The following is a 25,422-nucleotide window of genomic DNA, read 5'->3' as shown; positions in this document are numbered from 1 at the left end:
ACCTCAAGTGCTTTATGTAAATATTTCATATCTTTTTTATTATTCGGGCTCTTCGCTGTTTGGTAGTCCATTGTTATATGACTGATGTTTTAAAACACTTAAATGTTAGAAGGTCTCGTAGTGTCCACTTTGAATCTGTAATTCCGCATTCTTTCGCAGGTGTATTTTTACATTCAACGTCCCTTTCATCTTTATACTCCAATCCCCCGTGTTCTCTACAGAAGTTAAAGTGGGTGCAGTAAAGCTTCATTTGGTTCACCAACTCTTTTACTCCTTTCGAGAATCCGATCGTTTTTCTCGAAACCCTGTTGTTATCCTGCCTGAAAGTTAGGTTTTGTCTTTCAATTAAGTTTGTTGATATCTCTTTTTGCTCTATGTCTTCTCCAAATATGACCTTTCTCACAACCTTCTGGAGCTTCCCTCCCTTTCTTTTTTTGACTACCTGTGCATATTTCAAATCCTCAGGTGGAACAATTTCCGGGTTCTTTGGTCTACCTCTTTTCCCTGTTTTCGGATACTCGATCCGTACTCCGTATTGATTCAAAAGAGCTACTTTATAAAAATCAAGTCTATCTGTAACATAAACCGGTATAGTCTCAGAAAGACAATCAGCTGTTAACTTCACTAATTCATCTGCAACATACTGTTTTCTTGGACCGATGATAAAAGTGACTATTAACCTGCAATTTGTTGCAAAAGCTACCCACATCCATGGCCCATCATCTTCATATACTTCCATTCTAGGAACTATTTTTTTTTAACTATTACCCACATCTCATCCATTTCTATCTTGGGTACATCTAAATTGGTCATCAAAGTATCATTTACTTTATCGCATTGTTCAGCTGCACGAGCTAACCATCGTTTTACACTTGCTGATTGAACCTCTAAAACATCTGCAATGACCGCAATACTCATACCTTTCATAGACATTTTTAGAGCTAAATCGATAGTTTGTTCAGCTTTGCGAAGATCATGATAAAAAGTGTCTGTATGGTCGCAAAATGCTTTGCCGCAGTGACGGCAAATGTATCTTCTTGTTTTTTCTCCACGGCTTATGTAAGTCCCATTTCCAACAACATTGCCTTGATCAGTAAGACCATAGAGCTCACAGTCTTTATTCAGACAGGCAACATCAGTGAATTGTGGTTTTGGACCTCTTTTACCCATAATAATAATACACATAATTTATAATATATAATATCAATCAAATACAAACTGACTACCCGCTGTTTGTATGGGTTGAAAATTACTGTATAGTTGGAAAGTTACCGTTCCAAAAATATAAACATCGATCTTGTATGTGATTTTATACAAAAAATATTTTTAAATTTAATATGTGTTGCTCACAAAATGGAATATGATTATAAATTATCCGTAACTATTCAGCCACTGATAAAAAAAGTATGTTTTTTCAGCAAAATGCTGCAATTCTCAGGATAATAGCGGTGCTCCGTTGAGCACCGCTAGAATAGCATCCATTACATTCATGCCATTCTTTTTAATTGAGGATATGTATGCCCTAATTCTGCAGAAAGCTACCGCTCCTTCTATGCTTCGGAAAGTTCCCGAAATTTTCTGTTGTAGCTTCATCATTCTGATATCTCTCTCTGCTTGATTGTTATCAAACGACACTCTCAGGTTATTGAGGAATCTCAGAATCGGTTCCTTGTGTATTATGAACCTATCAAGGAGATTCTTTGCTTTTGTTTGTGCTGGTCTTCCTCTCTTTTTCACCTGATCTTTTGAGGTATCAGGTGGTGGATTTTCCTCGATTCCTTCTTGAATTATTGCATCGTATACTTCCTCGAATTCCCTTACTTTTTCTGGATCTATTGGAATTTCCATCTGTCTGCATTCATCAGTATATTTTTTCATCTCACTGAGGAGTTCATTTATCTTTTTAGCCCATTGCTGCTTAAAATTTTCTTCAATCCCAGTAAGTTCCCGTTTAAGATGAGCGTTGCACAGAGCATGTTCACATCCATACTTGTTGTATGAAGCAAGTCCATCATGAACTGCTACTCCCTTGTATTGTGGAAGGAATCCCAGAGCATCCATTGCTTCTGTCCCTCTTTTTGGATGTGCAAAATAGTAGGTCCACAGACTGTTTGATACTACATGAAGCCACCATTTCGTCCCTAAAATTCTCATCCCTGTCTCATCACAATGTGCAGAATGGGAAACTAATAGACGTTCCATAACAGCTTTTTCAAAAAGTTCCAGGTTCTGGAAACATTCCTTTTCCGCTCTTTTTATGGTAGCTGGGCTGATACGTATACCGTAGACATCCTCTACTAAATCACAAGTTCTTTCATAAGGAATCAATTGATAGTTCCTAAAATACATAATTGAGGCTAAAAGACGAGGTCCATATTGAATTGGGAATTTTATAGACTCTGGAAAAGAGCCGTTGTTAACTTTCCCACAGTGAGGACACTTCTTGATTTCACAACGATGTTCAGTAATTATGATTTTTGCAGGAGGAATTTCAGCTTCTTGCCTGCGTTCATAGTCATCAACTTCAGTATCTTCAAGATGATGACCACAATTTTCGCAGCAGTCCGGTGAATGGACTATGACCTAATCAGGGTTTTCAACCATTTCAAAAGTCTTTCCAGGATGACCTTTTTGGCCACCAGCTTTTTTGCCGCTACTCTTGCGGAGACCCTTAGGTTTAGGTTTTTCATTACAAAAAACATCAGTAGAAGGAGGTTTACTGCTATTTTGGCTGTTTTGATTCAAACGAGCCTCTAAAACTCTTACACGTTCTTCAAGTTCAGCAATCTGAGAAGCTTGTTTCTCTATGATATAATCAAGTCTCTGAATTACAGCAATAACTGCTTCAGGACCAGCTTCATAGATTCCAAGGATCTCTTCACGTGTAAGCATGATGTTGAAAAAGAGGGTTATTTTATATGCAATTTTTCCTCGGAAAGAGGAAAATTGCTTTTACTAAAGGTATGGCTGAATAGTTACAATTATCCTCGAAATAGCGAAGAGCCATTATTCGTGCATAGACTCTCAAGTTATAAGAGACTCTCAAATTATTTTTTCTTTAAAGTATCTCGTTGCTTTTCCTTTTTACGTTCGATTTTATTCTATGGGTAAAGTGGCTGCAGGTGAAGAGAACAGAGGTTTTATCCTCAGATGTTTACCCTTTTTTTATTAAATGCTTGAAAATTTGCATAGAGTTCAAAAAAATTCTTTTACGGGTTGGGGAAGAGTTTTTCAAATAACTCCTTCTTTTGGAAACTTTCGCAGTAGTTCCCATAAGCAGAAAAACTATTTCAGTGTATACTCCAGTAATAACTCCAATAATCATGAAGTCGAAATCTTTTCTTACAAAAGTAACCACAACTATAATCACAAACAAAAACGCCATGTATGATACAAAGCTGATTCTTATTGCAAGCCTCCAGTTTTTCACATCAAAAAAGCCAGGGACCCTTGAGCGCTTATCACTTATGTTATCGTCTTTAGAATATGTCAAGTGGTTGAGGATACGTGTAACTCGGTCTCCGGTTTCGGGATGTGTATCAAACATAGATATGAAAATGGATAAGTATCCTCTCACCTGCTGTGTGTGCGTGCTGAACAGGTGGAAATGCCCCGGATTAAACCTGCTGGGTACTGGCTGAAGGGGAATATAGTTTTCCAGAAATTCAAGGGTTTTTGCCAGGATCTGAGGATTTCCTGTCAGTTTGACTGCTGCTTCATCGGCTTCAAGTTCTCTTTTAGCCGGATTTGTAAGATGTATAAGAAGTGCTGCAGGCGGTACGGCAATTGCAGTTGCTATATACCTGAAGAATCTGGGTGCCGGGTCCTCTGGCTGTCCGAAGCCTGAGAGCATCGAACACCACATTGCAAAGTTCGGAAAAGACATTATTGTGCCTGCAAGAAACGCCGTTATCGTGTTCCTGCCAACGTCTCTATTTTTTATGTGCCCTATCTCATGCGCCATTAAGACTTCCAGCTCCAGCTCACCAAACATCTCAAGCATGGATGTTGAAATAGTAATCGAGGATTTGCCTGCGTGCCCCACGGTAAACATTGAAGGAATTCTGGATTCAAAGCTATATATCTCGGGGGAATGAACTTCTGCTCTGGAAGAAAGGTCCTTAAGGATTGAGTACAACAGAGGTTTTTCACTTTTTTGAATCTTCTGTGCTCCGTACCATTTGAGAATCCATTTGCTGCTTGAAAAATATATATAAGCATAAAGGAGAAATCCCAAGATTGCAGTTACTGCAATAAACAAAATAACTTCTATTGTAAGCCAGCCTGATAAAGCTGAAGAAAAATCAAGAGATTCAGGCACTCCAAATCCAGCCATTTATATACCCCCGAACTTTTTTTAGTGTGTTGCTGTTAATATTATAATTTCTACCACAAAAAGTTATTGATGTGAGAATAATAACCATGAATCCTGAGATATCTGTTTGATTAATACCTAACTTATAAATTATAGGCAGTAATTCTCAAAAAAGTAAATTATTTTCGAATCAAAACCTCCAGATGAATCCTCAAACAACATTTTAGTGAAAAGTGATTATCTAGCACTCTGTATAAATAATTATACCAGTTTGTTTTTTGACTATTTAAGTATACATTATAAAACTACAGGCTTAAAGTACAGGTTTCATGTTCTTACCCATAAATTCTAAAGTCGCTGGACAGGCGTTTTTCAAAATTAGGAAAACGTTATATCTTTTGAGGAATTATTACACAGTAGAATGTCACACTTAAAAAAATGTGTTTTTGTAGATGATTTGCTTGCAGTTACTTTTCTTTCATGTTTGGGGGCTGTCTTTGTACTTGTTCCCCCCTTCAATGAAACTTTTCTCAGGATCCCTATAGCCCTGTCCCTCTTTTTTTTCGTTCCAGGCTATGCTTTTATATCTGCACTCTTCCCGAGTAATAAAGAGATCAGCGGGATAGAACGTTTCACCTTAAGTGTCGGCTTCAGCCTTATACTCACAGTTTTTGACGGCTTTTTAATAAGCCTGCTTCCCTGGGGTTATCGTCCTGCCCCAATAGTTGTATCCATTCTTGGGATCACGACTTTCTTCAGCATTCTTGCAATTTTTACAAGAAAATTAAAGGACGAGAGTGAGCAGTTCTCCTTTTCTCTTAAAGAATTCATAAGGTCCATTCAGTCGGACGAGGTTGATGAAAGCCCTGATGAACCTGAAGAAATTACTGATTCGGCTGAAAACAGGCGTTTTCACAGATCAAGGAGCAAAGTTAAAGCAAAGGGATTAAAGTACCAGCCCGGCAAAGAAACCCGAAAAAAGCCCTTACCTCCGGAAATTGAAAAAGCTCTCGTAATTGCCCTGATAGGTTCGATAATTATCTCAAGCGCAATGCTTGCATATGCCAAGATGACTCGGGAAAAGGAGACCTTTACAATGCTATATCTTCTGGGTCCCGATGGAAAAGCTGAAGGCTATCCTAATGAGAGCCTGATCAATGTCCCTATCAATGTTACAGTCGGAATTGAAAATCATGAGCTTCAGAGTGTAAACTATATCCTCCAGATGAAAGCCGATGGGGAAGTAATTCAGGAGCTCAATATTCCCCTAGAAGACAGGGGGACCTGGCAGAATAATATTACATACACCCGCCAGAAATTGAAGAGTGGCAGGTCTAAACTTGAATTTGCGCTTTATAAAGAAGAAGTAAATTATTTTTCTTACAGGTCTGTTCATCTCTATATAGAGAACAATAATGCTTTCTCTCACCTGGACTACGAGAAATACACTAATGCCTCTGCGCTTTCGAAGATTGAAAACGGAGAGATGGAATCTTCAACAGGCTGGAATTTTACTTCAAATACTGAATATATAACAGGCTCATATGCAAATAGCTCAGGGGTGGATTCTTCTTATGCTTACAGGATGGTAAATTCCTATGAAGGAAATCTATCCGACTTTAATGTAGAAATCGGGGAGATTTCCCAGAGCATAGAATGTGAAGAAGATATAATGGCTGTGCTCTCAGCATATGTAATGGACGATTTCAATTCAAATGTTCAGGGAGCAGATCCCCAGCTAAAATATGTTACCCTTAACGGAGAAACTGTCTGGTCAGATGGGATCAGTGGAGATGAGGGGTGGCAGCACCTTGAAGTCCCTATAGATCTGCAGGCAGGCGACAATAACTTAACACTCGGTTTGAAGCAGTTGCCAGGGGAAATCGTGCCAGTTGAAGTTTTCTGGGATAGAGTTTCCCTGAAACCTCTTTCAGACCTCTCTTCATATGTTTCGGACTCCAATACTGTCGAAACAGTGCCTCCAACCTCAAGTGTATTGGAACTCCCTGCGTACACAGACAACAAAGCCTTTACCGTTTCCTGGAATGGGACAGATGACATGTCAGGAATCGCTTATTACTCCATAGATTCCAGTACAGACGGAATTAACTGGGAAACCTGGATTTCGAAGACCATGGATAACTCTTCCACTTTTACCGGAAAGCATAACCAGACTTACTATTTCCGTTCTAAGGCAGTTGATAAGGCAGGCAACGAAGAACCTGAGCATCAGAAACCGGATGCTCAGACTAAAGTATATACTGGAGCCACTAAGGTTACTCTGGACATATCTCCCAATCCCTGCAAGACTGCAACAACATTTACTGTGACATACCCTGTACCACTCCAGGCAGTTGTATGCCTGATTACCCGTGACGGTTTTGAGCCTGAATCCAATGAACTGACGTCCTCAGACGGGGTCCACTGGACAGGTAACTATATTGTAAGGCACGGGAGCCATTTCTATGTAGAAGCTATATGTACGGATATCTTTGGAAAGACAGTCTCCGCTTTCGATGAAATTCTGGTTGACAACTCCATTCCTGACTTTGAAATTGAGGTGACCCCGAACATTATCGATACTGGAGATCTGGAAATCACAGTCACACCCTCAACCACATTAAACTCGAGGCCTTCAGTATCAGTCTCAGCCAATGAGATGGTCGATGTCACCTATCTGTCATATTCAGATGGTGCCTACTTCTATGAAGCTAGAATAAAGGCAGAAATAAATGAGGGAGATCACATAGTCCATGTAACGGGCTATGATCTGAATTCTGAATACCTAGAAGGCAACACCACATTTGTAGTTGATCACTCTGGTTGAAGTTGCCAGCTTTTAATGCACATCGTTAAGAGACGGATCAATTGGATAAAAGTGATATTTTGATTACGTACGGGATAGGACTTACGCACTTGAAATGCCAAAAAGTTAATTTCATTTAAAATATAATTATATTATAGTAATACCCCAAAAACGTATGTAGTTATGGATATCAATTCCCCCAAGTGTATTGACACTGATTACATTGATTTTCTCATTGCGACATCTAACGTTTGTAGCTGTACTGAAGCCGCTAGATGTTATCCAATCGTAGATAATGCTCCTTCTCATGACTCTTTTACTCGTTTACTTCAAAGACAAACTCCAGACACGGAAGCGCTATGGGAGGAGGTAAAAAATTATGTCAAGCCTAAGGAAGGCTTTCTAATTGTTGACGATTCAACATTAGATAAACCATATGCAATAGAAATGGCTTTTGTTCGTCCTATTTGGAGTGGAAAACATCATCGTACTGTAAAAGGGATAGGTCTGGTCACCTTAGTTTGGACAGACGGTACAACCGTTATACCTATCGATTTTAGGATTTATAACATTGATGAAGACGACAAAACAAAGAATGACCATTTCCTCGATATGCTTGACAAAGCCGAAGAACGTGGTTTTAATCCAGAATTTGTTTTGTTTGATACGTAGTATGCAAGCGTGAAAAACCTTAAAGCCATAAGGAAGAAAGAATGGCACTTCCTTACAAGGTTAAAGATTAATGTTCGGTAAATCCTGACAACAAGGGAAACGTGCCACTTGAAACAGTAGATATTCCTCCAGAAGGACTTGTGGTTCATCTCAAAGCATATGGATTTGTAAAGGTGTTCGGATAGTTTCAAAAGATGGAGACACGCAACACTGGGTTACAGATGTGCAGGATATGGATGAATCAAAATGTGAAGATTTGGCAAAGAAGTCATGGAAAATTGAAGAATATCATAGAGGGATAAAGCAGTTCTGTGGTGTAGAAAAATGTCAGGCAAGAAAGGAAGAGTCACAAAGAGCACATATAATGTTCTCATTAAGAGTTTTCCTTAGAATGGAATTACAGAGAGTCAAAAGTGGAATCTCCTGGTTTGAAAGTGCTATGAAAATTATAAGAGTGGCAGTGACAGCATATTTAAAGAATCCTCCACACATTAAATTAATTAATGTAGGAATGAAAGTGTTAAAAACGATATGTTACGGTTCAACTGCGTAACTACTATATATTTATACGTGGCTTTGTGGAATAGGAAGTCTCTTTTTACACCGTCTGCACAGACAACCTTCGTCTCGTAGTAGTGGCTTCCCCCCTGTTTGAGAAGCTCCTGGTCATGCAGGTGATAGATATATATTAGAAAATTATTACGATGTTTTCAAATTACCTTTTGTGAGCTTCTTCTCAATATTCTCGAAATAGGTAAGCAATATTCGATTAATGGGTATCAGATATTTTTTCAGGGCTAGTAATATACTGATCGAAAATAAAGCAATAAGCAGGGAACCTGCCATATCCATAGGGAAATGCAGCCCGGAATAAACTCTCGCAAGCCCGCTAATAAACGCAAGTATGAAAAATATCGCACCACTACGCCTCAAATCTTTAAATGTTAGGAGCATCAGTGAAATAGAAATCATTATAGTAGCATGGTCAGATGGAAAAGAAGACTCGGCAACATGCGCGATAAGAAGTGTCCCGGTGGGTATCATAAAGGGTCTAGGATGAAAATAGAATAGAGTAATGATGAAATTCATTCCTAGGCCAAGAAGAGCTGCATATCCGGCAAACAGTACCTCCTGTCGATACTCATTTTTTGCAAACCATGTATATGCAAGATAAACACAAAAAATATAAATAAGATACTTTGCTGCAAATATCATCGTAGTATCAAGAACAGAGTTCTTTCCAGCCAGATCATTGATGATATGAAATAATGTAAGATTTAGGTCCGTTATCATAAAGATCACTTTTAAACATATAAACATAATTTATATTGTTTTATACCATTAATTAATTTTTGGTTGTCTATCTACAAGATTGATTTTTTTGTTGAAATGAGTGGTACAGTATGTTCTTATTTGATAATACGTTATTATGAATAGTCAACCCCGGAAATATTCACATATATAAACAAGGACAAAATCTGCAAGAAAAAGAAGAAAATAGTGAATTTGCCCAAAAGCAGGAAAATGAGAGCAGTTTCGGGCAAAGAATAAAAGATTCAGGAAAGGTTTTTTTAGTTAAAAGACCACTGCATCTTTTGAACTTTTATCTCCTGTATCTTTTCGGTTCCATTTATACTCTGCTTACTTTTCTACTTTAATGATTTCGACTTTAAAGTTTTTGTTTTTATGCGTTATATCCCTCAGCCAGGTTGACATTTACGTAGACTACGGCTTCATTAGTGTGCCTGTAGGCATAGTCATCCGTAATTTCTGGCAGCCTGTCTGCTTCAGCCTGAGAGGTTACTACAGTACCTGCAGGGACGTATCTGCCGTCAGGGATAGTTACACCAATTGCTGCCGATGTCGGTTCAAGCACACAGTTGTTTCCTATCTGAGCCTTGAAAACTAGGGCTTGCATGCCAATGAATGTGTCATTTCCCACATAGGCAGGGCCGTGTACCTGAGCCTGGTGGGCAAGAGAAACCCTTTCTCCAACGTAAACTGCGTATTTTTTGCCGTCAACTTCAACCTGGTTATTTTCCACAGGTTCGCCTTCCTCATCAATTGTCTCAAGGGCATGGAGCACAACTCCGTCCTGGATATTGGTCTCGTCCCCTACAAAAATTGGCATTCCTTCATCGCTCCTGACCGAAGCCATTGGGGAAACCATTACACTTGCGCCTATTGTTACATAACCTATTACTGATGCCTGGGGGTGGATATAGGCAGTTGGGTCAATAACCGGTTCGGTTGGTTCGGGATTCCAGGGAGTCACAGGGTTTGCCCGGATGTTTGAAACCTCGCTCTCAGCCAGTGCGTCCATACTTTCTTCGTCTTCTGCTCCTTCGCCCTGCGAGACACACCCGCTTCCAGCAAGGGTCAGGGACAGAGATAGAAGAAGTACCACAAAAATCCTGTTAAGTTTCATAAAAATCCTCCATTAACAGTGTGAAGATTAGAAGTTATTTAGGCATTTCTATTTTTATTTAAAAAATGTTAAAAAAATAAAAGTAAAAATATTTAGATCATAAAAATGGGCGGTACAAACTTGTTTAATATAATTTTCAGTAACCCCGATTTCTCCGGAACTTCATCAAATCCAAAAAACCTTATATTTAAAAGATATAGAGAATGTCATGGAGACAGTACTTCAAGTTCCCTGGAAATTCATAGTTTCCGACCTGCCTGTATTTTCGGTGCTTGCAGTCTGGAATTTGCTTGTCCTCTTTGTTCTCTCAAAAAAGGTGTACGAATTTGCTATAAAAAAGGGAAGGTCGATCAATTCTTCAATATACTTCTCCAGAAAAGCCATCCATTTTTTAGCAGGTGGGTTGACGGCAATGCTGCTCCCCTTTGTTGCTCACGAACCTATCCTGCCGGCAGCGATGGCTTTTGGGCTTGCTCTTGCGACGTATGTGCCGCATAAACTTAACAGACGGATGTACTGGTTCCAGGACCCGGAAAACATTTATGACGTGGATTTCACGTTGAGCTGGGGATTGATAGTGTTTTTTACCTGGTATATTGACAGGACTTTCTGGCTTGGAGTGATTCCAGTGCTTTTCATGGCATATGGGGATGGGATTACTGGAATAATAAGGAACCTGAAATATAATAAAAGGACAAAAGCCTGGGAAGGAACCGCAGGTATGCTCGTGGTATGCATAATTATCGGCGCAAAAATGGGAGTAGCAGGAATCCTTGCAGGAATAGTATGCTCATTCGTGGAAAGAATAGAAAATATAGATGACAATATCACAGTGCCTGCAGTTAGCTTATTTATTCTAGTCGGAGCTTACTATTATTTTCCTTCGTTCACCATTTCTCTATATTGATGTTTTCAGTATTCTTTACTGACAGAATTTCCCGGAATAATTTTTCCTTTTTTAACATTAAGGTGGGAAATCTCCTTCCTCGGCAGGCGTTAGCCTGACAGGGGGGTAGATGTTACTTCACAAGCCAAAATTGAAAGCTGTACTTTTTTAAGTAATTCCGGATTAACAATCTAAAAGTTCTTATATCTTCGAGTCTAATATATTAAAAAATAGAGTGTGTAAGGGGATGAACTCTATAATATTCTAAGAGGGGGATTTGCAGATTTTCATCTAAGTTAAATGTTCATATAATAGAATATCAACTAACTGAAGCACTAAATATAGAATAATAACATTGTACAAATAATTGTTTTTTTAAAGGCTTACAATATATATATTTTTAAAAACGCCTGGAATTTTTTAAGACTTATATAAGTCTTTACACTTATTGGGGATGGAAAGAAATGGATGAGAATATACAGATTTTGGAAAAGAAGGTTGAACGCTCTGTTTTCGCGGGGAACAGAGCAGCTGCTGCAAAAGAGCTGGGGAAAACCGGGGATTCTTACGCTGTCCCCATTCTGCTAAGAGCCCTTGAAGACTCCAGCCCGAAGGTAAAAACTGCAGCTTCAGAAGCTCTGGGGATAATTAATGACCCGAATGCAGTGCTGGGTCTGATAAATATGCTTGTCGACCCTGAAAGTTCTGTAAAAAAGACTGCAATAATTGCTCTCGGAAAAATAGGCACACCAGAGGCAGTTTCTGGAATTGTTAAAGGGTTCAGTGATTCAGACAAGTTCGTACAGAAAGAATCAGTAAAAGCTCTGATGATAATTGGGTCTTCCGAAGCTGTTTCAGGGCTTACTACAGTTTTTAGTTGTTCGGACAGTTCTCTGAAAAAAATATCAATAATGGCCCTTGGAAAAATAAATACATATGAAGCAGCCTGCGGGCTTCTAAAAGCGCTTGAAGATCCGGATAACAGGATAAGGCAGCAAGCTGTAGAAATCCTTGGAAAAAGAGGCAATTCAGATGTCCTGACAAATCTGATGGAAATGATGGATGATTCAAGACAGCCAGTAAAGGAAGCGGCATCAGAAACTCTCCGCAAAATAATAGGTGTGTCAGAAGCAGTACCCGTTCTTGTACAGGCACTGGACTCTTCTGACAGAAATATAAGAAAGGCTTCAATAGATGCACTCTGGAAAGTAGGAACACCTGAAGCCGTTTCCGTCCTTTTGAGAGAGATTGACGATGAAGATTGGTATTTGAGAAGCCGGGCTGCGGACGCACTTGCAGACATTGCATCCCCTGAAGCCGCCCTGGGCCTTGTTAAAGCCCTTGATATCCCTGACAGTCCTATGAGGAAAATAATAATAAACGCACTTGGAAAAATCGGGACGGCTGAAGCCGCCCTGGGCCTTGTTAAAGCCCTTGATGACGCTGACAATTCAGTCCGGGAAGCTGCAGCTCTGGGACTTGGAAAGACAGGCAAAAAAGAAGCTATTCCAGGGCTTTTGAAAGCTCTCCATGATCCAAAAATTACTGTGCAGGAGGCTGCTGCTGCATCACTTGGAGACATTAAAGCAAAAGAAGCTGTTCCTGAACTGCTAAAAGTCCTTGAAGACCCTGATGCTTTGATACATAAAGCTGTAATCTCTGCTCTTGAAAAAATAGGCACGCCTGAAGCCGTTTCAGGCCTTGCAAGAGCCCTTGAGAATCCTGACTCTTCCGTAAGAAAAGCTGCATCAAAGGCTCTCAAAAAAGTGGAAAAATCCGGCATTGCGCTTGAGAAGGTAAAAAACCTCGGAACTTCAAGCTTCGAGGTTTCAGAATAAGACACCTGAACAGTTATTCTGTTCCGGAGTTACGTCGAGTTTGTGAAGGGGGTTAGTTTACCCCCGATCGGGCTTTTTGCTCTATTTTTACTCTATTTTTACTCTATTTTTACTCTATTTTTACTCTATTTTTACTCTATTTTTGCTCCTGAAGCTTTAAAATAATTTCAACTTCAGGCCGCCTTCCGAATTAGCTGAAAAGGATCAGCTGAAAAGAGACTTAAGGCTGTTAATCAGTTTTCCAAAGAAACCGGATTCCGAGGATGGGGCGCTATCGCTGCCTTCTTCCATGCCTGCTTTTTCCTGCTCATTAGATGCCCTGTCAGGCATTCCCTGTTTATCCATACTTGCATTTTCACTCCTTGCATTAGCCGCCTCTGGTACCTCAGGACGCCCTTCGGACATGTTACCAGAGCCCTTTGGAGCAGAGCCCTGAGGAGAGATCTTACTTCCGTTCTGGGCATTTTCAGGGTCATGACCCATTCCAAATCCGGAAATGCTCTTTAATTCTTCAGGAACCGCTTCAAGCAGAGTATCAAGCTCCTCTCTGACCGTCTGGAGGTCAGATGTCGTTTCGGCATTGGAAATTTCTTCCTTGATCGATGTAAGCCCACTTATCAGTTCTTCGGCCGATTCAAGGGTATCGGCATCAAAGTCTTCTGTAGAGTTCTCAAGAGTTTCTATCATTCTATCGACTGATTCAGTCATTCGGCTCTGCATAGTGTCAAAATCTTCCTCAGGGAATGAAGGCTGTGTAGTTTCCTCCGCAGCAAGTGCGCAACTGGGAACTATGCTAAACATTATCAGTAAAACCGAAAAAATGGAAATGTTTTTCAAGTTAAAGATTTTTATCAAATCAAAAAGTTTCATGAATATAACCTCTTATGAATCTTTCATTCGGATAATACCCTGAAATATAAAATTCTGGAATATGTAATTTTGGAATATGTAATCTGAAAAAACTAAGATAAAAAATCAATCCAGTTATCCAGAAGGCAATCGATACCAGAAAAAGAACGGGAGAGGAGTATCATGCTCTATTTATCCATTCCCTTTATATTGTTTTCTGGTATCATATCTGGTGTAGTTTTGAGGGGCTTCCTGAAGGAAGCCTTTTCGATTTTTTTTTCAGGACTGAATGCATCTGGCATGGATTTTAGTGGACTAATCTTCTTTCATAAATTTTCAGTTTTGGTTTCTCACACTGGATCTTTAAAGGAGGGATTTTTTTGATTATCTCAGAGGATCAGGCTTCAGTGCTGTTATCAGTGCCGTTATCCTGCATGCTGCCGAGGCGTCCTGGCATGTTTCCGCGACCGCCTTTCTGCATTGGACCTTTTCCATCCTTCATTTCAGAGGACATAATTTCTTTGAGCTCATCAAGGGATTCAGCACCCTCGACGTCTGCAATCAGGGCATTGATTTCCGTGATCCTGTCCTCTAACCGTTCATCATTTGTGTTTCCATCCTCTGTAACCCTGGCGTTAAGGGATTCAATTTCCTTTTCCAGGGAATCAACTGCCTGTGTCTGCAGGTGAGCAAATACAATTTCATTAAGTTCTGCAGCAGTTGAAGCCCCACTCACTTCAGCATATATGTTTTGAAGCTCAGTGATTTTCTCATCAAGCTCTTCAACCCTGTCTTCATCCCCTGCTTCTGTGAGCCGGATCTGTATTTCTTCAAGTTTGTCGGTCATGTTTTGCAGGGAATCAAGCATTTCGGTCTGTGCATCAGTAAAGTTTTCCTCCGTTACATTCCCGACTTCAGAGAAGCACGGTCCGCACATTCCACCGGAGAATCCATTCTTTTCTCCAGGACCTGCCCTTTCAGCATTTGCCTGTCTTTCTGAGAGCAACACTGCCTGCAGCTCCTCTGCAGTTGCAGCCTCGCTGACGTTGCTGTACCTGTTTTGAAGTTCAGCAATCTTTTCAGTAATTGAATTTAGCATTTCAGCCTGAACATCGGCGAAATTTTCATCGGTTATATTTTCAGCAGGACCGAGCCCCATACCACTCATTCCATCGGGCCCTGCACCCCCATGCCTCATATCTCCTGGCATCATCTTTCCAAATCCGTTTTCATTCGTTGCACTTGTTTGATTTGTATTGGTCCCGTTTTCTAAAGCAAAAACACCATAAGGGATAATGCTTAAGATCATCAGCACCACCGCAAAACTGGCAACTGATTTTACTGTTTGTTTTTTCATAGTATACCTCCGTCAATTACTCGTTTAATTTACGTTGTTCTGTTTACTCGTTTAATTCACGTTGTTCTGTTTAATTCAAGCCAGTCGGCTTTTCGCCGGTTGACATCCCATAAATGAGCTGGCTTAAATATAAGCTTACTTTCAGAAATAAAGAAAAATAATGGATTAAATTTAGAAAAGAAGCTTTTATTGGTCTTTATTAGTAAAATTAAGCTTAAATAATTGGTATGAAACTTATTAGAACTCTATAATACCATATATTCGAACTGGGGAAATGTATGTAATAATTAGCTACCTGAACAGTTAGAGATAACCTGGCTAATCATGATATAGTGATTTTTGGGTGCAGCAGTACAGGCGATCTGCCCACTGAATCAGGCATGAAATCTGCCCAAGAATATTGAATTAAAAAACTTCACCAGCTATCCCGCATCTTTTTCCAAAGATTACTCCTTTTTTTCCAAAGATTATTTTCCAAAGATTACTCCTTTTTTTCCAAAGATTACTCCTTTTTTTCCATAGATCTTCACCTGTCTTGGATTTGTGTAATGAAAATGAACCGAAAAAAAGGCACCAGTTAATGATACTTAGATTCATTTGCCAGATAGAGAAATTAGGAGGTAAGACTGAATGAAAGAAAGAAAAACCAGGGGGAGAAATCATAAGAAATAATGAGTTTTTAAGTGGCAAAAAAGTAAAGTCATCAGATTAGCAGGATCAGGTATAGATTTTTGTTCTTTACCTGTTTACACGATATTGTTTCTCCAAGGTTATTTTGAGGGATTTGTAATAATATGATCCAGGAATCAGGATGTACTTCTCAAATGTAAGGGCGATTTATAAATAAAGTATAATATTGCTCAAAAGCTTTCAGGAAATCTTACATCTCAAAATGCGATATTTAAGGATTATAAAGCATTAAATGAAAATATAAGCCCTCTTAAAGGGTAATTATTAAACCCAATAATTTAATAGAACCGGAAAAGTAAGTATACTTTTATCTTTAAATTCAGATACAGAACCTGATCAGGAATATGCCGAATGACACACAATCCAACCCACTACAATAAGAAAGATCCTCACAGAATAAACCCTCAAATACGCTTTTACACCGTGCCATTTCGTACTGTGCAGTTATGAAAGGTTCGGCTGAAGCAAATAATCGAGACCATATGTGCAAGACCTATATACCTGCGAAATAACGGCTTCGGCTATTCCTGACAGCTCATAAACGCTTTAAAGAAGCTATTATAGAAGTTATAAAAATTATCATGTTATTCAGACCAAATTATTCAGAAACCATACCGGAGACAAAAAATGCCTGAAAACCCGAAGGAAAAATTGTTGATCCTGCAGCATTCCGAAGATTCCAGGAAAATTGCCCGGCTTCTATCTAATGAGACTTCGATCAGGATCCTCAAGCTGCTTGACAGGAGATCTATGTCTGCGGCTGATATTGCAGATGAACTTAAAATGCGCCTGAATACCCTCAAATACAACCTGGATTCTCTTCTTGAAGCCGGGTTGATAAGGGTAAGGCAGGTAAAATGGAGCAGGAAAGGAAGAGAAATAAAGGTGTATGAGGCAGTAGAGCAGGTAATTATCCTTCTGCCCGGAAAAAACATTCCGGATATGTCCCTCATTTTAACGATGCTCCGGCAGCTCAGTCTGAAAAGTCAGGAAGGATCGGATTTTTCGGATGTTTTGGAATTTTCGGAGTTATCAGGGGTTTATTGTGAATCCGGGTTATGAAATTGCCGCAGGCATGCTTTCGAGGCAAATTTTCGAAGCTAAAGCAAATATTAAAATATAAAAACATAAATAAAATATAGAGTCCAGTGATGTTTACCAGAAGGTTTAGACCAGCATGAAAATCAAATTCTTACCCTTGATTCTTATACTTATGGGAGTTATTGTAATTTCAGGTTGTGTTGATTCACAGGCACAGCCTGCTACTTATAAAGCTCCCGGAGACCTTTACAGTAGCATTTTTGATCCCTACAACGGACTCCAGAGAGGAGGTTCTGAGATGCCCGACATGCATATAGGCCCTCATGATCCACCTCCGGATATGCCTTCTGAGGGTCGGGGATCAGCTCATTCCCTACAAAACGCAAAATTCCTGCTAGATGAGAACATCGAAAAGGCAGAGTCTATATCTTCAAGGCTTGATCCCGGGGTTCAGTACCTCAGGGAACAGGGAAAGGACGTGAGCAGGCTTGAATCCCTGCTTGAAGAATACCGCAGCCTTGTAGAAGAGGCAAAGAATTACCGAGCCCTTGCAGCATCTTCATCAGAAGAAGAAGACAGCAGCCCTGGAGTGAATGAAGATTCAGAAGACGGCATACCGGTGGAAAGCTCAGAAAAGGGGTATCTAATCCAGTCACAGAAGAGCATGATTAGAGCCAACCTGGTCCTTAAAGACATATTTGAAGAATTCAAGCGCCTGATGCCCGGAAGTAGAGAATTGAAAGAACCGGACCGGCTCAGTGCAAAAGGAGAGGGGAGAGTTACCCTGATGGGCCGTTTTGATCTCAATCTGCACCTGCAGGAAGGTGAAATGGCAATAATGGAGCTTTCCCCTGATTCTACAATCCAAATCGAAGGGGATTACACACTTGAAATTAGAGATGAGCGGCAGGAAAATGTGCTCATCTACCATATACAGTCTGCAGATGTGGAGATTTCCGGTTCCCGTAAAATGCTATTGCTCAGTGGCGAAAATATCACTGTTGAGGCAGATGGAGAAGGATACGCGGCTTTCTTTGGAAACGGGACATACAGCATAGAAGACGCCGACGGAATAACAAATGAAGAACAATGGGCAGTAAGCTCGTTTTTTGAAGAAAAAATGGGCTCCGAAAGACCAGGACTTACGGAGAATAAGATTGATGCAGTTGGCACCCCTGGTCCGAAAACCGGGATGAAAGAAACTTTATTGAAGAAAATCCGCTTTATTAATGAGAATATATAAAGTTATGAAAAAGATATAAGAATAAAGTCCGAGATAATAAAAGAATCCATACCGTAACCCGGGTTTTCTGATCAAAATGAATCTGAACGTTTTCATTATCTGCGTTGCTGCCGCAGTGCTTTTTGCAGGACCTGCCTTGGCAGACAGCACAGCCACAATTCACGGAGAGGTGTACGGCTGGGATACCTTCGAACCCCTGGAAAATGCTGTGGTTGAAGTAAACTCCACTCCCACCCAGTCTATGGTGGCTAAATACGGCGTATACTCTTTTGAACTGGAGCCTGGGGATTACCTTATTAAAGCCAGTTATTATCAAAACAGTACTCTTATCTATTCAGCCGAAAAGACGGTCAAAATTATAGGAGAAGGAAGCTATGTGTTTGATCTCCTGCTCCTCCCTGTTTATTCCGAAGAACTGATGGACAGTTCTGAAGAAAGAGTGATTTCCGAAAACCCGGAAGATAAGGAAATTAACAACCCGGATACCGATAACGCTGGCGCTGGTAATGTAAGTATCACTGAGCTCGGTGAAATAAACGGGTCTACCTCTTCAACCGGATATTATCTGCTGGCAGCCCTTGCGATATCTCTCCTTTTAGCTGGCGGCTACACGTTCCAGAAACATAGAAGTATAGAGGAAAATAAGCTAGAAAACTATAAGCTAGAAAACCATATACTGGAAAAAAGTAAACTGGAAAAAAACAGGCTTTCGGAAGAAAAAACAGAACATAAAACCGAAAAGCTCTATGTGCCTGTAAGCACACCTGACTTTTCTAAAAAAGTTCTTGATGAAAGAATTGAGCCGAAAAACGAACCGGGACTCCCTGTAGAACCCATAGAAACCCAACATTCAGAAGAGTCAGATTTTGAAGTCCGGGATAAGAAAAAACAGGCCGAAAGCAGAGAAGGGAATCTCATACCTGAAATAGAACCTGCAGACCTTGAATTGGAAGCAAAAGAGGACAAAGAAACGTCTCCTGAAGAACCAGCACAGGCATCTGAGCCCACAAAGATTCCCGAGCCAGAAACCCCTGTTATCAAAAAGAACTACCCTCTTCCGGCGGATCTTGAAGAAATCATGGATATAATCAGGGGCCAGGGAGGTCGGATTACCCAGAAAGACCTCCGCAGCAAGCTGAAATATTCCGAAGGAAAAGTCAGCCTCATGCTTGCAGACCTGGAAAGAAGGGAACTGATAGAAAAGTTCAAGAGGGGACGTGGGAATGTTGTGATCCTGCGGGACAAGGAGAGGTAAAGTTCCTGGCTTCTCACATCCCTCACTGTTTTTATCCTATCTGTATATCCTGATAACCCATTATAATTTTGCAAATTATGGCAACTTATTAGTATATTCGGATAACTTATTAGTACATTAGGATAATTTATTAGTACATTAGGATAATTTATTAGTACATTCGGATAACTTATCCACATATTTGAATAACCTATTTGTACATACAAATAACTCTTATATATTCCCTGCTTTTCTACTGACTGCACTCCCTGATTAATTGGTTGGTATTATTCCTAAATGGCCGCAAATGTATTTCTCTATCTTTTTTTTCACGTGCCGCGCTCCGTTTTAACCCGCCTTCGTACGTAGATATAAACGAACTCAATAGCCGGGCTGGGGTTTCTAATACCAAAATATCAACCATGGAGCAGGGGACAACCTACTGACCTTAATCCATAGAAATATAGTTAACCTTGATAATTTTGCCAGCTTTCATTTCCTTCTCTCTTGTGAAATATTTCTTTGTGGCAAACACCATCCATTTCCAGTGGAGTGCAATATGGGCAATAAAGAAGACCAGAATCAAAATCCCAAGCTGTACATGGATTAACTTCCAGAAATGGGATCTGTGCCATGGCCGCCGACAAACGATAAAAGACCTGAATAGCCAACCAGGACAAATTGAGCAATGAAAGCAAGGTCCATGATATAATTAAGTTTTATTCTCTTCATGTTTTTACTCCATTGTAACTTTTACATCTCAGTGCAGTTTTTACATCTCAGTGCAGTTTTTACATCTCAGTGCAGTTTTTACATCTCAGTGCAGTTTTCACATCTTATTAAATACTATCAACCGCGGTCACACTGTTACCCCGGCTTACCTCTGTACAACCCTCTAGTTGCCAGACAAAGAAATAAAGATACTTGCAGAAAAAGAGTGATAAAAGAGATTGATTTTTTATTTAGAGGGATTTTGGAGCGTTAAATGAGATTTAATTATTCATCTTGGAGCTTAAACCTTAATATAGTGATTTTAAATCCAATTGAAGGGTTAATCAGCAAATTTTAACTCCATTGTATAGCATGTCGCTTCCTGGCCGCATACCTCTTCTATTGTTTTGATTATCTGAAAACCCATTTTTTCGTACAACTTTATGGCAGAGGCATTGTTTACATTTACATAAAGGAGAATAGAGTCTATTCCGTTTAGCCTCATTTCCTTTATGCTTTCTTCCAGAAGCTTCCTTCCAAATCCTTTTTCCCTGAATTTCTTGTCTATTGCAATTGAGTAAACTACGGATTTCTTTTTCAGCCCTTTGAACGACAGTTCTGGTTTAAGGTAATATATGCAATAGCCTGCAATTTTGTCCTGGTTTTTAACTACGTAAAAGATTTTTCTCAGTTTCTTTGCGTATTTTATAAGATTTTCCTCGTTCTTACTATCAAATCCCTCTGCCTGAATTCTAAGAATCTCCGGAAGTATAGTTTCATCTACAGGTACAATATTTTCTTTCTCGGTATATTTCCATTCTTTTAGAAGATGGGCCCCGATAGCATCCCACAGCAGTCTCTTAAAACTCTCTAAACATGAAACCAATCTCATATAAATTTTTGTGGGACCCATAGAATCACCTTTAAATGGAAAGCTATTGACATAATTCTTCGTGAGTTTTATCACTGCTGTTATTAAAAGAAACTCTTTCTTTTGCTGCAGATATAAAGTTATTAATCAAAGGCATACTGGATTGTAAACCGCATTTTTATTTAAATATACCTTTTAAGTCCTCGATTGCCATAAAAAGAGGCTTTAAGGAAGTATGTCGCACAATAGTCTGGAAATTACTGGAGGATTTTGATTAATTCCAATATTTGGCCGGTTGCTTATCATGAGTATAAAAACAATTCATTGAAATCAGAGCTTAATCTAAATTCTCACTCTTATATAAAAGATCTGCTGTATAAAACATTTTCACTGAAAACAATCATATTAAGTATTAATTGTAAAAAAAGCATTTTCCAGGGAGGATTATGGAAATTAAATCAAAAAAGTTTAAGTTCCATTTTGTAGCATCTCTCATTTTGCCCACATATGTTTTCTACTTCTTTGACTATCGAGAAACCTGTTTTCTTGTATAATTTTAGGGCAGGGGCATTGTTTACGTTTACAAACAGGAAGACAGATGATACTCTATTTAGCTTCATTTCCATGATGCTTTCTTCCAGAAGCTTCCTTCCAAATCCCTGATTTTTGAATTTACTGTCAATTGCAATCGAATAAATTACAGATTTTTTTTCAAACCCTCTGGATGAATAAGCTGGTTTCAGGCGATATGTGCAGTAGCCTATTACCTTATCCTGGTTCTTAATTACATAAAAGACGTTTCTGAATTTATTTGAATATTTTATCATTTCTTCCGGCTTTTCATTTTCAAATCCTTCTGCCTGAATTCTAATGATTTCCGGAAGCATGGTATCTTCAACAGTTCCTACATTTTCTTTCTCTATTCGCTCCCAACTCTTTAAAAGAAAAATTCCTGCCGCATCCCTGAGTTTTTTTTTAAGAGTTCTTACAAATAAATCTGTTTTTGGGTGGATTTTTGTAAGATTCATATATATCCCTTAAGCACAAAACAACAATTTTTATCAACAATTTTTATCAACAATTTTTATGAAAAGTTCAGGAGAATTAAACATCGGCAAATTGTTTTATTTATTCGGGGGTCTACAGGGCGTTTTTAAAATTTTATCCTGGAATCAGTCATTAGACGAGTTTTAAGCCATCTGTTAAATTGGATAAGCTTCAAATTAGATAAGCTTTTTTTATTTATCTCCGTTCATTCTGTCCTCTCTTGAGGTACCGTTGTTAATCTGGAGTGCTTAACTCCCTTTAAACTAAGGATTTTTTCAGCCAGCTCCACTATTTTTTCTCCGTCCCCCTCGAGGATTATCGCTTCAAAGCAGAAATTTTCTTCCATATGGAAATGGACTGAAGAGCTTATCAAATCCATGTATTCATGCTGAATTTCTGCCAGAGTACTTGTTATGCCTTTTTTTGAGCAGTCATACACAAGAGAGAGGGTTGCAGTCCTTGTGCCCTCTATCTGTTGCATCCATTCATAGTGCTGGTTGTATGTTCTTATGGCATCCCTTATGCCTTCAGAACGTGAGGAGTATCCTCTTTTCATAAGGGCTTTATCAAATTTCTCCAGAAGCTCCCCTGGAAGGGAAATCCCTATTCTCATAAGTCTTTTTTCCATATCTTTCTCCTGAATACGGGACCCTTTCTGTCAGGCCTTTCTGGTTTTAGCCATATAATTGAATAAAAAATCAAACATGTTTACTAAACAGATACGATCCACTATATTCCCTTATTCCCATTAAATATAATGTTCAAGGTTATATTTAATATTTTATTGTGTTAAGATAAATAAACAGTAACCGGATGGAAATTATGAAACTCCTGAGTTATGTTTAATTCAAAAGATGTTTACGGCTGGAGTAGCTGAAATAGTTCAGGGGGTCTGATTTCAAAAAGTCGAACTAACTATCTTGATGTAACTACCATAAACAGCCGTAGAGGTGAATTTTCCAAAAGGCGGTGGAAAGGCATCGGATTAAATAGGTATCAGACTGAAACAGGAAACTCAACTGACGAAATGAAGGTATGAATAGACCAGTCCAGACAAAAGGCTTCTTGCCGGAACTTCTGTTCCTGCCTGACAAAGCTGCGAAAAAGGGCGTTTTTGCCTCAGAGGACAGGTTCTAAGACAAAAATGAAAGTGACTTTTCTTCCTTTTTACAGGCTGAATCTTTTGCATAAATTGCTTTTAATGGCAGAAGATGCGGGTTTTGGGTGAATTTCTCCTAAAGTAAAATTTTTACAACGATATGCGAGGAATCAGGCAACCCTGCTGGTTCCCAAAAAGCTTATTAAAGCCAGAGTTCTATAGCGTGAAACGCGTTTACTCTGAAAGTTCAGGAATTTAACTGATAATGGATAATTTCCTTGCTTATCAAGTTTAATTAATTTAATAGAAGAGTTGAGAATTATGGCAATTCAGAAAGGCGATTTCATAAAGTTAAACTACACAGGTAGGTTTGAGAACGGCAAGATTTTCGACACAACAGACGAAGAGCTTGCAAAGAAGGAAGATATCTTTAATCCTCGCGGTCTTTACGGCGGAGACGTCGTTATTGTCGGGGCAGGGCACACAATCGAGGGTCTTGATGAAGACCTTGAAGGAAAGGAAGCTGGTTACTCCGGTATAGTTTCAATCCCTCCGGAAAAGTCATTCGGTCCAAGCAACCCTAATCTCATAGAGACCGTTTCCATAACAAAGTTCCCTGACAGAAATGTTCACCCCGGCATGCCTGTTGAACTGGACGAAAGAAGAGGAGTTGTCAGCAGGGTTATCGGCCGCAGGGTCACTGTAGACTTTAACAGCCCCCTCGCAGGCAAGACCGTTAGCTACGAGTACACCATTGAACAGATCCTTGAGGCAGATGTTGAAAAGATCCAGGGTCTTCTTGCCCTCTATACAGGCATTCGTGACACGGAAGTCGAAATCGATGACGGTGTTGCAAAGATCAATGTGCCCACAGGTCTTACCTTCAACCAGCGCTGGCTCATGGCAAAGAACAGGGTAGCAACCGAACTCTTCAAGTACGCCGGTCTCAAAGAAATTCAGTTAATCGAAAAGATCACCGCCGAAGCTGAAGTCCCTGCACCTGCAGAGGCTGAAGTAGAGGCTGAAGCCGAAGTCGAAGCTGAAGCTGAAGCTGAAACCGAAGTTAAAGAAGAGTCTTCAGAGTCCCAGGAATAATCTTTAACTGGAATTTTACAGAAAAGCGAAGAGTTCTTTCTCTTCGCAAATTTTATATATAATAATCAGGTTCTCTGTATACGCGCCCCGGAATAACAGGGCGGTTGCGGGGATTTCCCCGGAAAGCTAAAAAATTATATTTAAATTTATATTTTCAACATGCTGAGGTAGCCCAGCGGACCAAGGCGCCGGTCTTGAAAACCGGTAGTGCTCACGCGCTACGGGAGTTCGAATCTCCCCCTCAGCGTTACCTTTTTAGGACTTTTTTAAAAAAGAATCAATTTTTCTTTGTTTGTTTTTTGTCGAACTTAACTATTAGGAGTTGCCGCACCCCTCAGACCAGCAACTTTGAAAAAAATTATATATGTATTTCCAATTGTGGAACATATTTAAGGCAATTTTATTTTAGTTCGGTTTGTGTGATATGGTCGTATATATCTATGGCTTCTTTCCTGGAATCTCCCCGGGATTCCACAAGTTTAGGGTTTGAGCCGTCCACATTCATTATCATTGTTGGGTCTCCTGCATCAGTGCTGGACTGATCCGGAGGGCTGTAAGATCCCGGGAAAAAGGTAAAGAAAAGGTGAAGATAAAGGAAAGGAGTTTCACTTATATGCTTTGTCGTGAGGGCTGAACTTTAAAAAAGTGATTGTTCTATTAGTATCATCTATTTCATAAATTAAAACGAAGTGGCCAATGTGAACCCTGCGGAGTCCTTTAAGTACATTCCTCAGAGGTTTACCACATTCCGGATTTATCAGAATACTGCTAACAGTCTTCTTAAAACGACTATAAAGAACAGGGTCCTTTTTGAAGAGGCCTTTTGTTTCTTTTTCAAAGTCGGGGGATATAATTACTTGATATGTCATTTTTCAAGGCTGTTTAAAAAGTCTTCTACTGTATTGAACTTAATACCTTTTCCTTCCTGGACCTTCTGCCTGCTGCATTCTACCTCCTCGATGAATTCAGGGTTTAGGCGTCCTTCTGGAGTATAGGTTTTTTTTATGGCGCCGTATTTTTTACCGCCAAACTTACGGATAGCATGCACGCTTTTCATATAAGATTACTCTCGATTTGTAGATATATAAGATTGTTGATTGAGCATTTATGACGATAGGACTTACGCACTTGAAATGCCGAAAAGTTCATTTCATTTAAAATATAATTATATTATAGTAATTCACCAAAAACGTACGGAGTTATGGACATAAATCCACCCAAGTGTAACGAGTTTGAATAC

The 25,422-nt window shown here is 39.5% G+C and carries 18 protein-coding genes, 1 tRNA gene and 2 pseudogenes; 9 read left to right on the top strand and 12 right to left on the bottom strand.

Annotation, left to right across the window (positions count from 1 at the left end; all coding sequences use genetic code 11):
- Positions 1-73: 73 nt before the first annotated feature.
- The 3 genes and pseudogenes from PHF18_RS03670 to PHF18_RS03660 all read right to left on the bottom strand — a co-directional run bounded on the left by PHF18_RS03670 (position 74) and on the right by PHF18_RS03660 (position 4,336).
- Positions 74-1,170, bottom strand: a protein-coding gene (locus PHF18_RS03670; RefSeq protein ID WP_300098469.1) for an IS1 family transposase whose coding sequence is annotated in 2 segments (ribosomal slippage) — positions 74-759 and positions 759-1,170 — 1,098 coding nt in all. Because the reading frame shifts where the segments join, the coding sequence is not laid out codon by codon here.
- A gap of 264 nt (positions 1,171-1,434) precedes the next feature.
- Positions 1,435-2,892, bottom strand: a pseudogene (locus PHF18_RS03665) (IS66 family transposase).
- 262 nt (positions 2,893-3,154) lie between these two features.
- Positions 3,155-4,336, bottom strand: a complete 1,182-nt coding sequence (locus PHF18_RS03660) for a M48 family metalloprotease (protein WP_300098466.1) — start codon at positions 4,334-4,336, stop codon at positions 3,155-3,157.
- Between the two features lie 400 nt (positions 4,337-4,736).
- Between PHF18_RS03660 and PHF18_RS03655 the strand changes: the two genes are divergently transcribed.
- Both PHF18_RS03655 and PHF18_RS03650 read left to right on the top strand, forming a co-directional pair.
- Positions 4,737-7,142, top strand: a complete 2,406-nt coding sequence (locus PHF18_RS03655) for a DUF1616 domain-containing protein (protein ID WP_300098463.1) — start codon at positions 4,737-4,739, stop codon at positions 7,140-7,142.
- A gap of 162 nt (positions 7,143-7,304) precedes the next feature.
- Positions 7,305-8,346 (top strand): annotated as a pseudogene (locus PHF18_RS03650) (transposase).
- Between the two features lie 146 nt (positions 8,347-8,492).
- Here PHF18_RS03650 and PHF18_RS03645 read toward each other — a convergent pair.
- Both PHF18_RS03645 and PHF18_RS03640 read right to left on the bottom strand, forming a co-directional pair.
- A complete protein-coding gene (locus PHF18_RS03645; protein ID WP_300098460.1) occupies positions 8,493-9,086 on the bottom strand; it encodes an undecaprenyl-diphosphatase in 594 nt (197 codons plus the stop codon).
- A 391-nt stretch (positions 9,087-9,477) separates the two neighbouring features.
- Positions 9,478-10,221 carry a carbonic anhydrase gene (locus PHF18_RS03640; RefSeq protein WP_300098457.1) on the bottom strand — a complete coding sequence of 248 codons (744 nt, stop codon included), beginning with the start codon at positions 10,219-10,221 and terminating at the stop codon, positions 9,478-9,480.
- 208 nt (positions 10,222-10,429) lie between these two features.
- Between PHF18_RS03640 and PHF18_RS03635 the strand changes: the two genes are divergently transcribed.
- Positions 10,430-11,128, top strand: a complete 699-nt coding sequence (locus PHF18_RS03635) for a dolichol kinase (RefSeq protein ID WP_300098455.1) — start codon at positions 10,430-10,432, stop codon at positions 11,126-11,128.
- Positions 11,129-11,571: 443 nt separating this feature from the next.
- Positions 11,572-12,945, top strand: a complete 1,374-nt coding sequence (locus tag PHF18_RS03630) for a HEAT repeat domain-containing protein (RefSeq protein ID WP_300098452.1) — start codon at positions 11,572-11,574, stop codon at positions 12,943-12,945.
- A gap of 204 nt (positions 12,946-13,149) precedes the next feature.
- Here PHF18_RS03630 and PHF18_RS03625 read toward each other — a convergent pair whose 3' ends face one another.
- Both PHF18_RS03625 and PHF18_RS03620 read right to left on the bottom strand, forming a co-directional pair.
- Entirely contained in the window at positions 13,150-13,653 is a 504-nt protein-coding gene (locus tag PHF18_RS03625) for a hypothetical protein (protein ID WP_300098449.1), read from the bottom strand.
- A 538-nt stretch (positions 13,654-14,191) separates the two neighbouring features.
- Complete coding sequence (locus PHF18_RS03620; protein ID WP_300098446.1) at positions 14,192-15,151, bottom strand: hypothetical protein; 960 nt, start codon at positions 15,149-15,151, stop codon at positions 14,192-14,194.
- 1,317 nt (positions 15,152-16,468) lie between these two features.
- Here PHF18_RS03620 and PHF18_RS03615 point away from each other — a divergent pair.
- The 3 genes from PHF18_RS03615 to PHF18_RS03605 all read left to right on the top strand — a co-directional run bounded on the left by PHF18_RS03615 (position 16,469) and on the right by PHF18_RS03605 (position 19,380).
- Entirely contained in the window at positions 16,469-16,903 is a 435-nt protein-coding gene (locus tag PHF18_RS03615) for a helix-turn-helix domain-containing protein (protein WP_300098443.1), read from the top strand.
- A gap of 115 nt (positions 16,904-17,018) precedes the next feature.
- Positions 17,019-18,125, top strand: coding sequence for a hypothetical protein (locus tag PHF18_RS03610; protein ID WP_300098440.1), 1,107 nt, complete (start codon positions 17,019-17,021; stop codon positions 18,123-18,125).
- A gap of 76 nt (positions 18,126-18,201) precedes the next feature.
- Positions 18,202-19,380: a hypothetical protein gene (locus tag PHF18_RS03605; protein WP_300098437.1), complete on the top strand. Its 1,179-nt coding sequence runs from the start codon at positions 18,202-18,204 to the stop codon at positions 19,378-19,380.
- A 1,030-nt stretch (positions 19,381-20,410) separates the two neighbouring features.
- On the opposite strand, the gene PHF18_RS03600 is transcribed toward PHF18_RS03605, so the two are convergent.
- From PHF18_RS03600 to nikR, 3 genes are all read right to left on the bottom strand, one after another.
- Complete coding sequence (locus PHF18_RS03600) at positions 20,411-20,983, bottom strand: GNAT family N-acetyltransferase (RefSeq protein ID WP_300098768.1); 573 nt, start codon at positions 20,981-20,983, stop codon at positions 20,411-20,413.
- Between the two features lie 416 nt (positions 20,984-21,399).
- Positions 21,400-21,969 carry a GNAT family N-acetyltransferase gene (locus tag PHF18_RS03595; protein ID WP_300098434.1) on the bottom strand — a complete coding sequence of 190 codons (570 nt, stop codon included), beginning with the start codon at positions 21,967-21,969 and terminating at the stop codon, positions 21,400-21,402.
- A 224-nt stretch (positions 21,970-22,193) separates the two neighbouring features.
- Positions 22,194-22,616: a nickel-responsive transcriptional regulator NikR gene (gene nikR, locus PHF18_RS03590; RefSeq protein WP_300098431.1), complete on the bottom strand. Its 423-nt coding sequence runs from the start codon at positions 22,614-22,616 to the stop codon at positions 22,194-22,196.
- Between the two features lie 792 nt (positions 22,617-23,408).
- Between nikR and PHF18_RS03585 the strand changes: the two genes are divergently transcribed.
- The gene (locus PHF18_RS03585) at positions 23,409-24,182 is read left to right on the top strand and encodes a peptidylprolyl isomerase (RefSeq protein WP_300098429.1); all 774 of its coding nucleotides are present in this window, start codon (positions 23,409-23,411) and stop codon (positions 24,180-24,182) included.
- Between the two features lie 161 nt (positions 24,183-24,343).
- Positions 24,344-24,429 (top strand) — tRNA-Ser (locus PHF18_RS03580).
- 358 nt (positions 24,430-24,787) lie between these two features.
- On the opposite strand, the gene PHF18_RS03575 is transcribed toward PHF18_RS03580, so the two are convergent.
- Complete coding sequence (locus tag PHF18_RS03575) at positions 24,788-25,051, bottom strand: type II toxin-antitoxin system RelE/ParE family toxin (protein ID WP_048180400.1); 264 nt, start codon at positions 25,049-25,051, stop codon at positions 24,788-24,790.
- Positions 25,048-25,239, bottom strand: a complete 192-nt coding sequence (locus PHF18_RS03570) for a DUF2683 family protein (RefSeq protein ID WP_300098420.1) — start codon at positions 25,237-25,239, stop codon at positions 25,048-25,050. The genes PHF18_RS03575 and PHF18_RS03570 overlap by 4 nt, the downstream gene beginning before the upstream one ends.
- Between the last annotated feature and the right edge of the window lie 183 nt (positions 25,240-25,422).

Origin of the sequence: Methanosarcina sp. (assembly GCF_028693135.1) — an archaeon.
GTDB lineage: Archaea > Halobacteriota > Methanosarcinia > Methanosarcinales > Methanosarcinaceae > Methanosarcina.
Note: the sequence above shows the minus strand (reverse complement) of the source record. Positions and strands in the feature narration are given on the sequence as shown.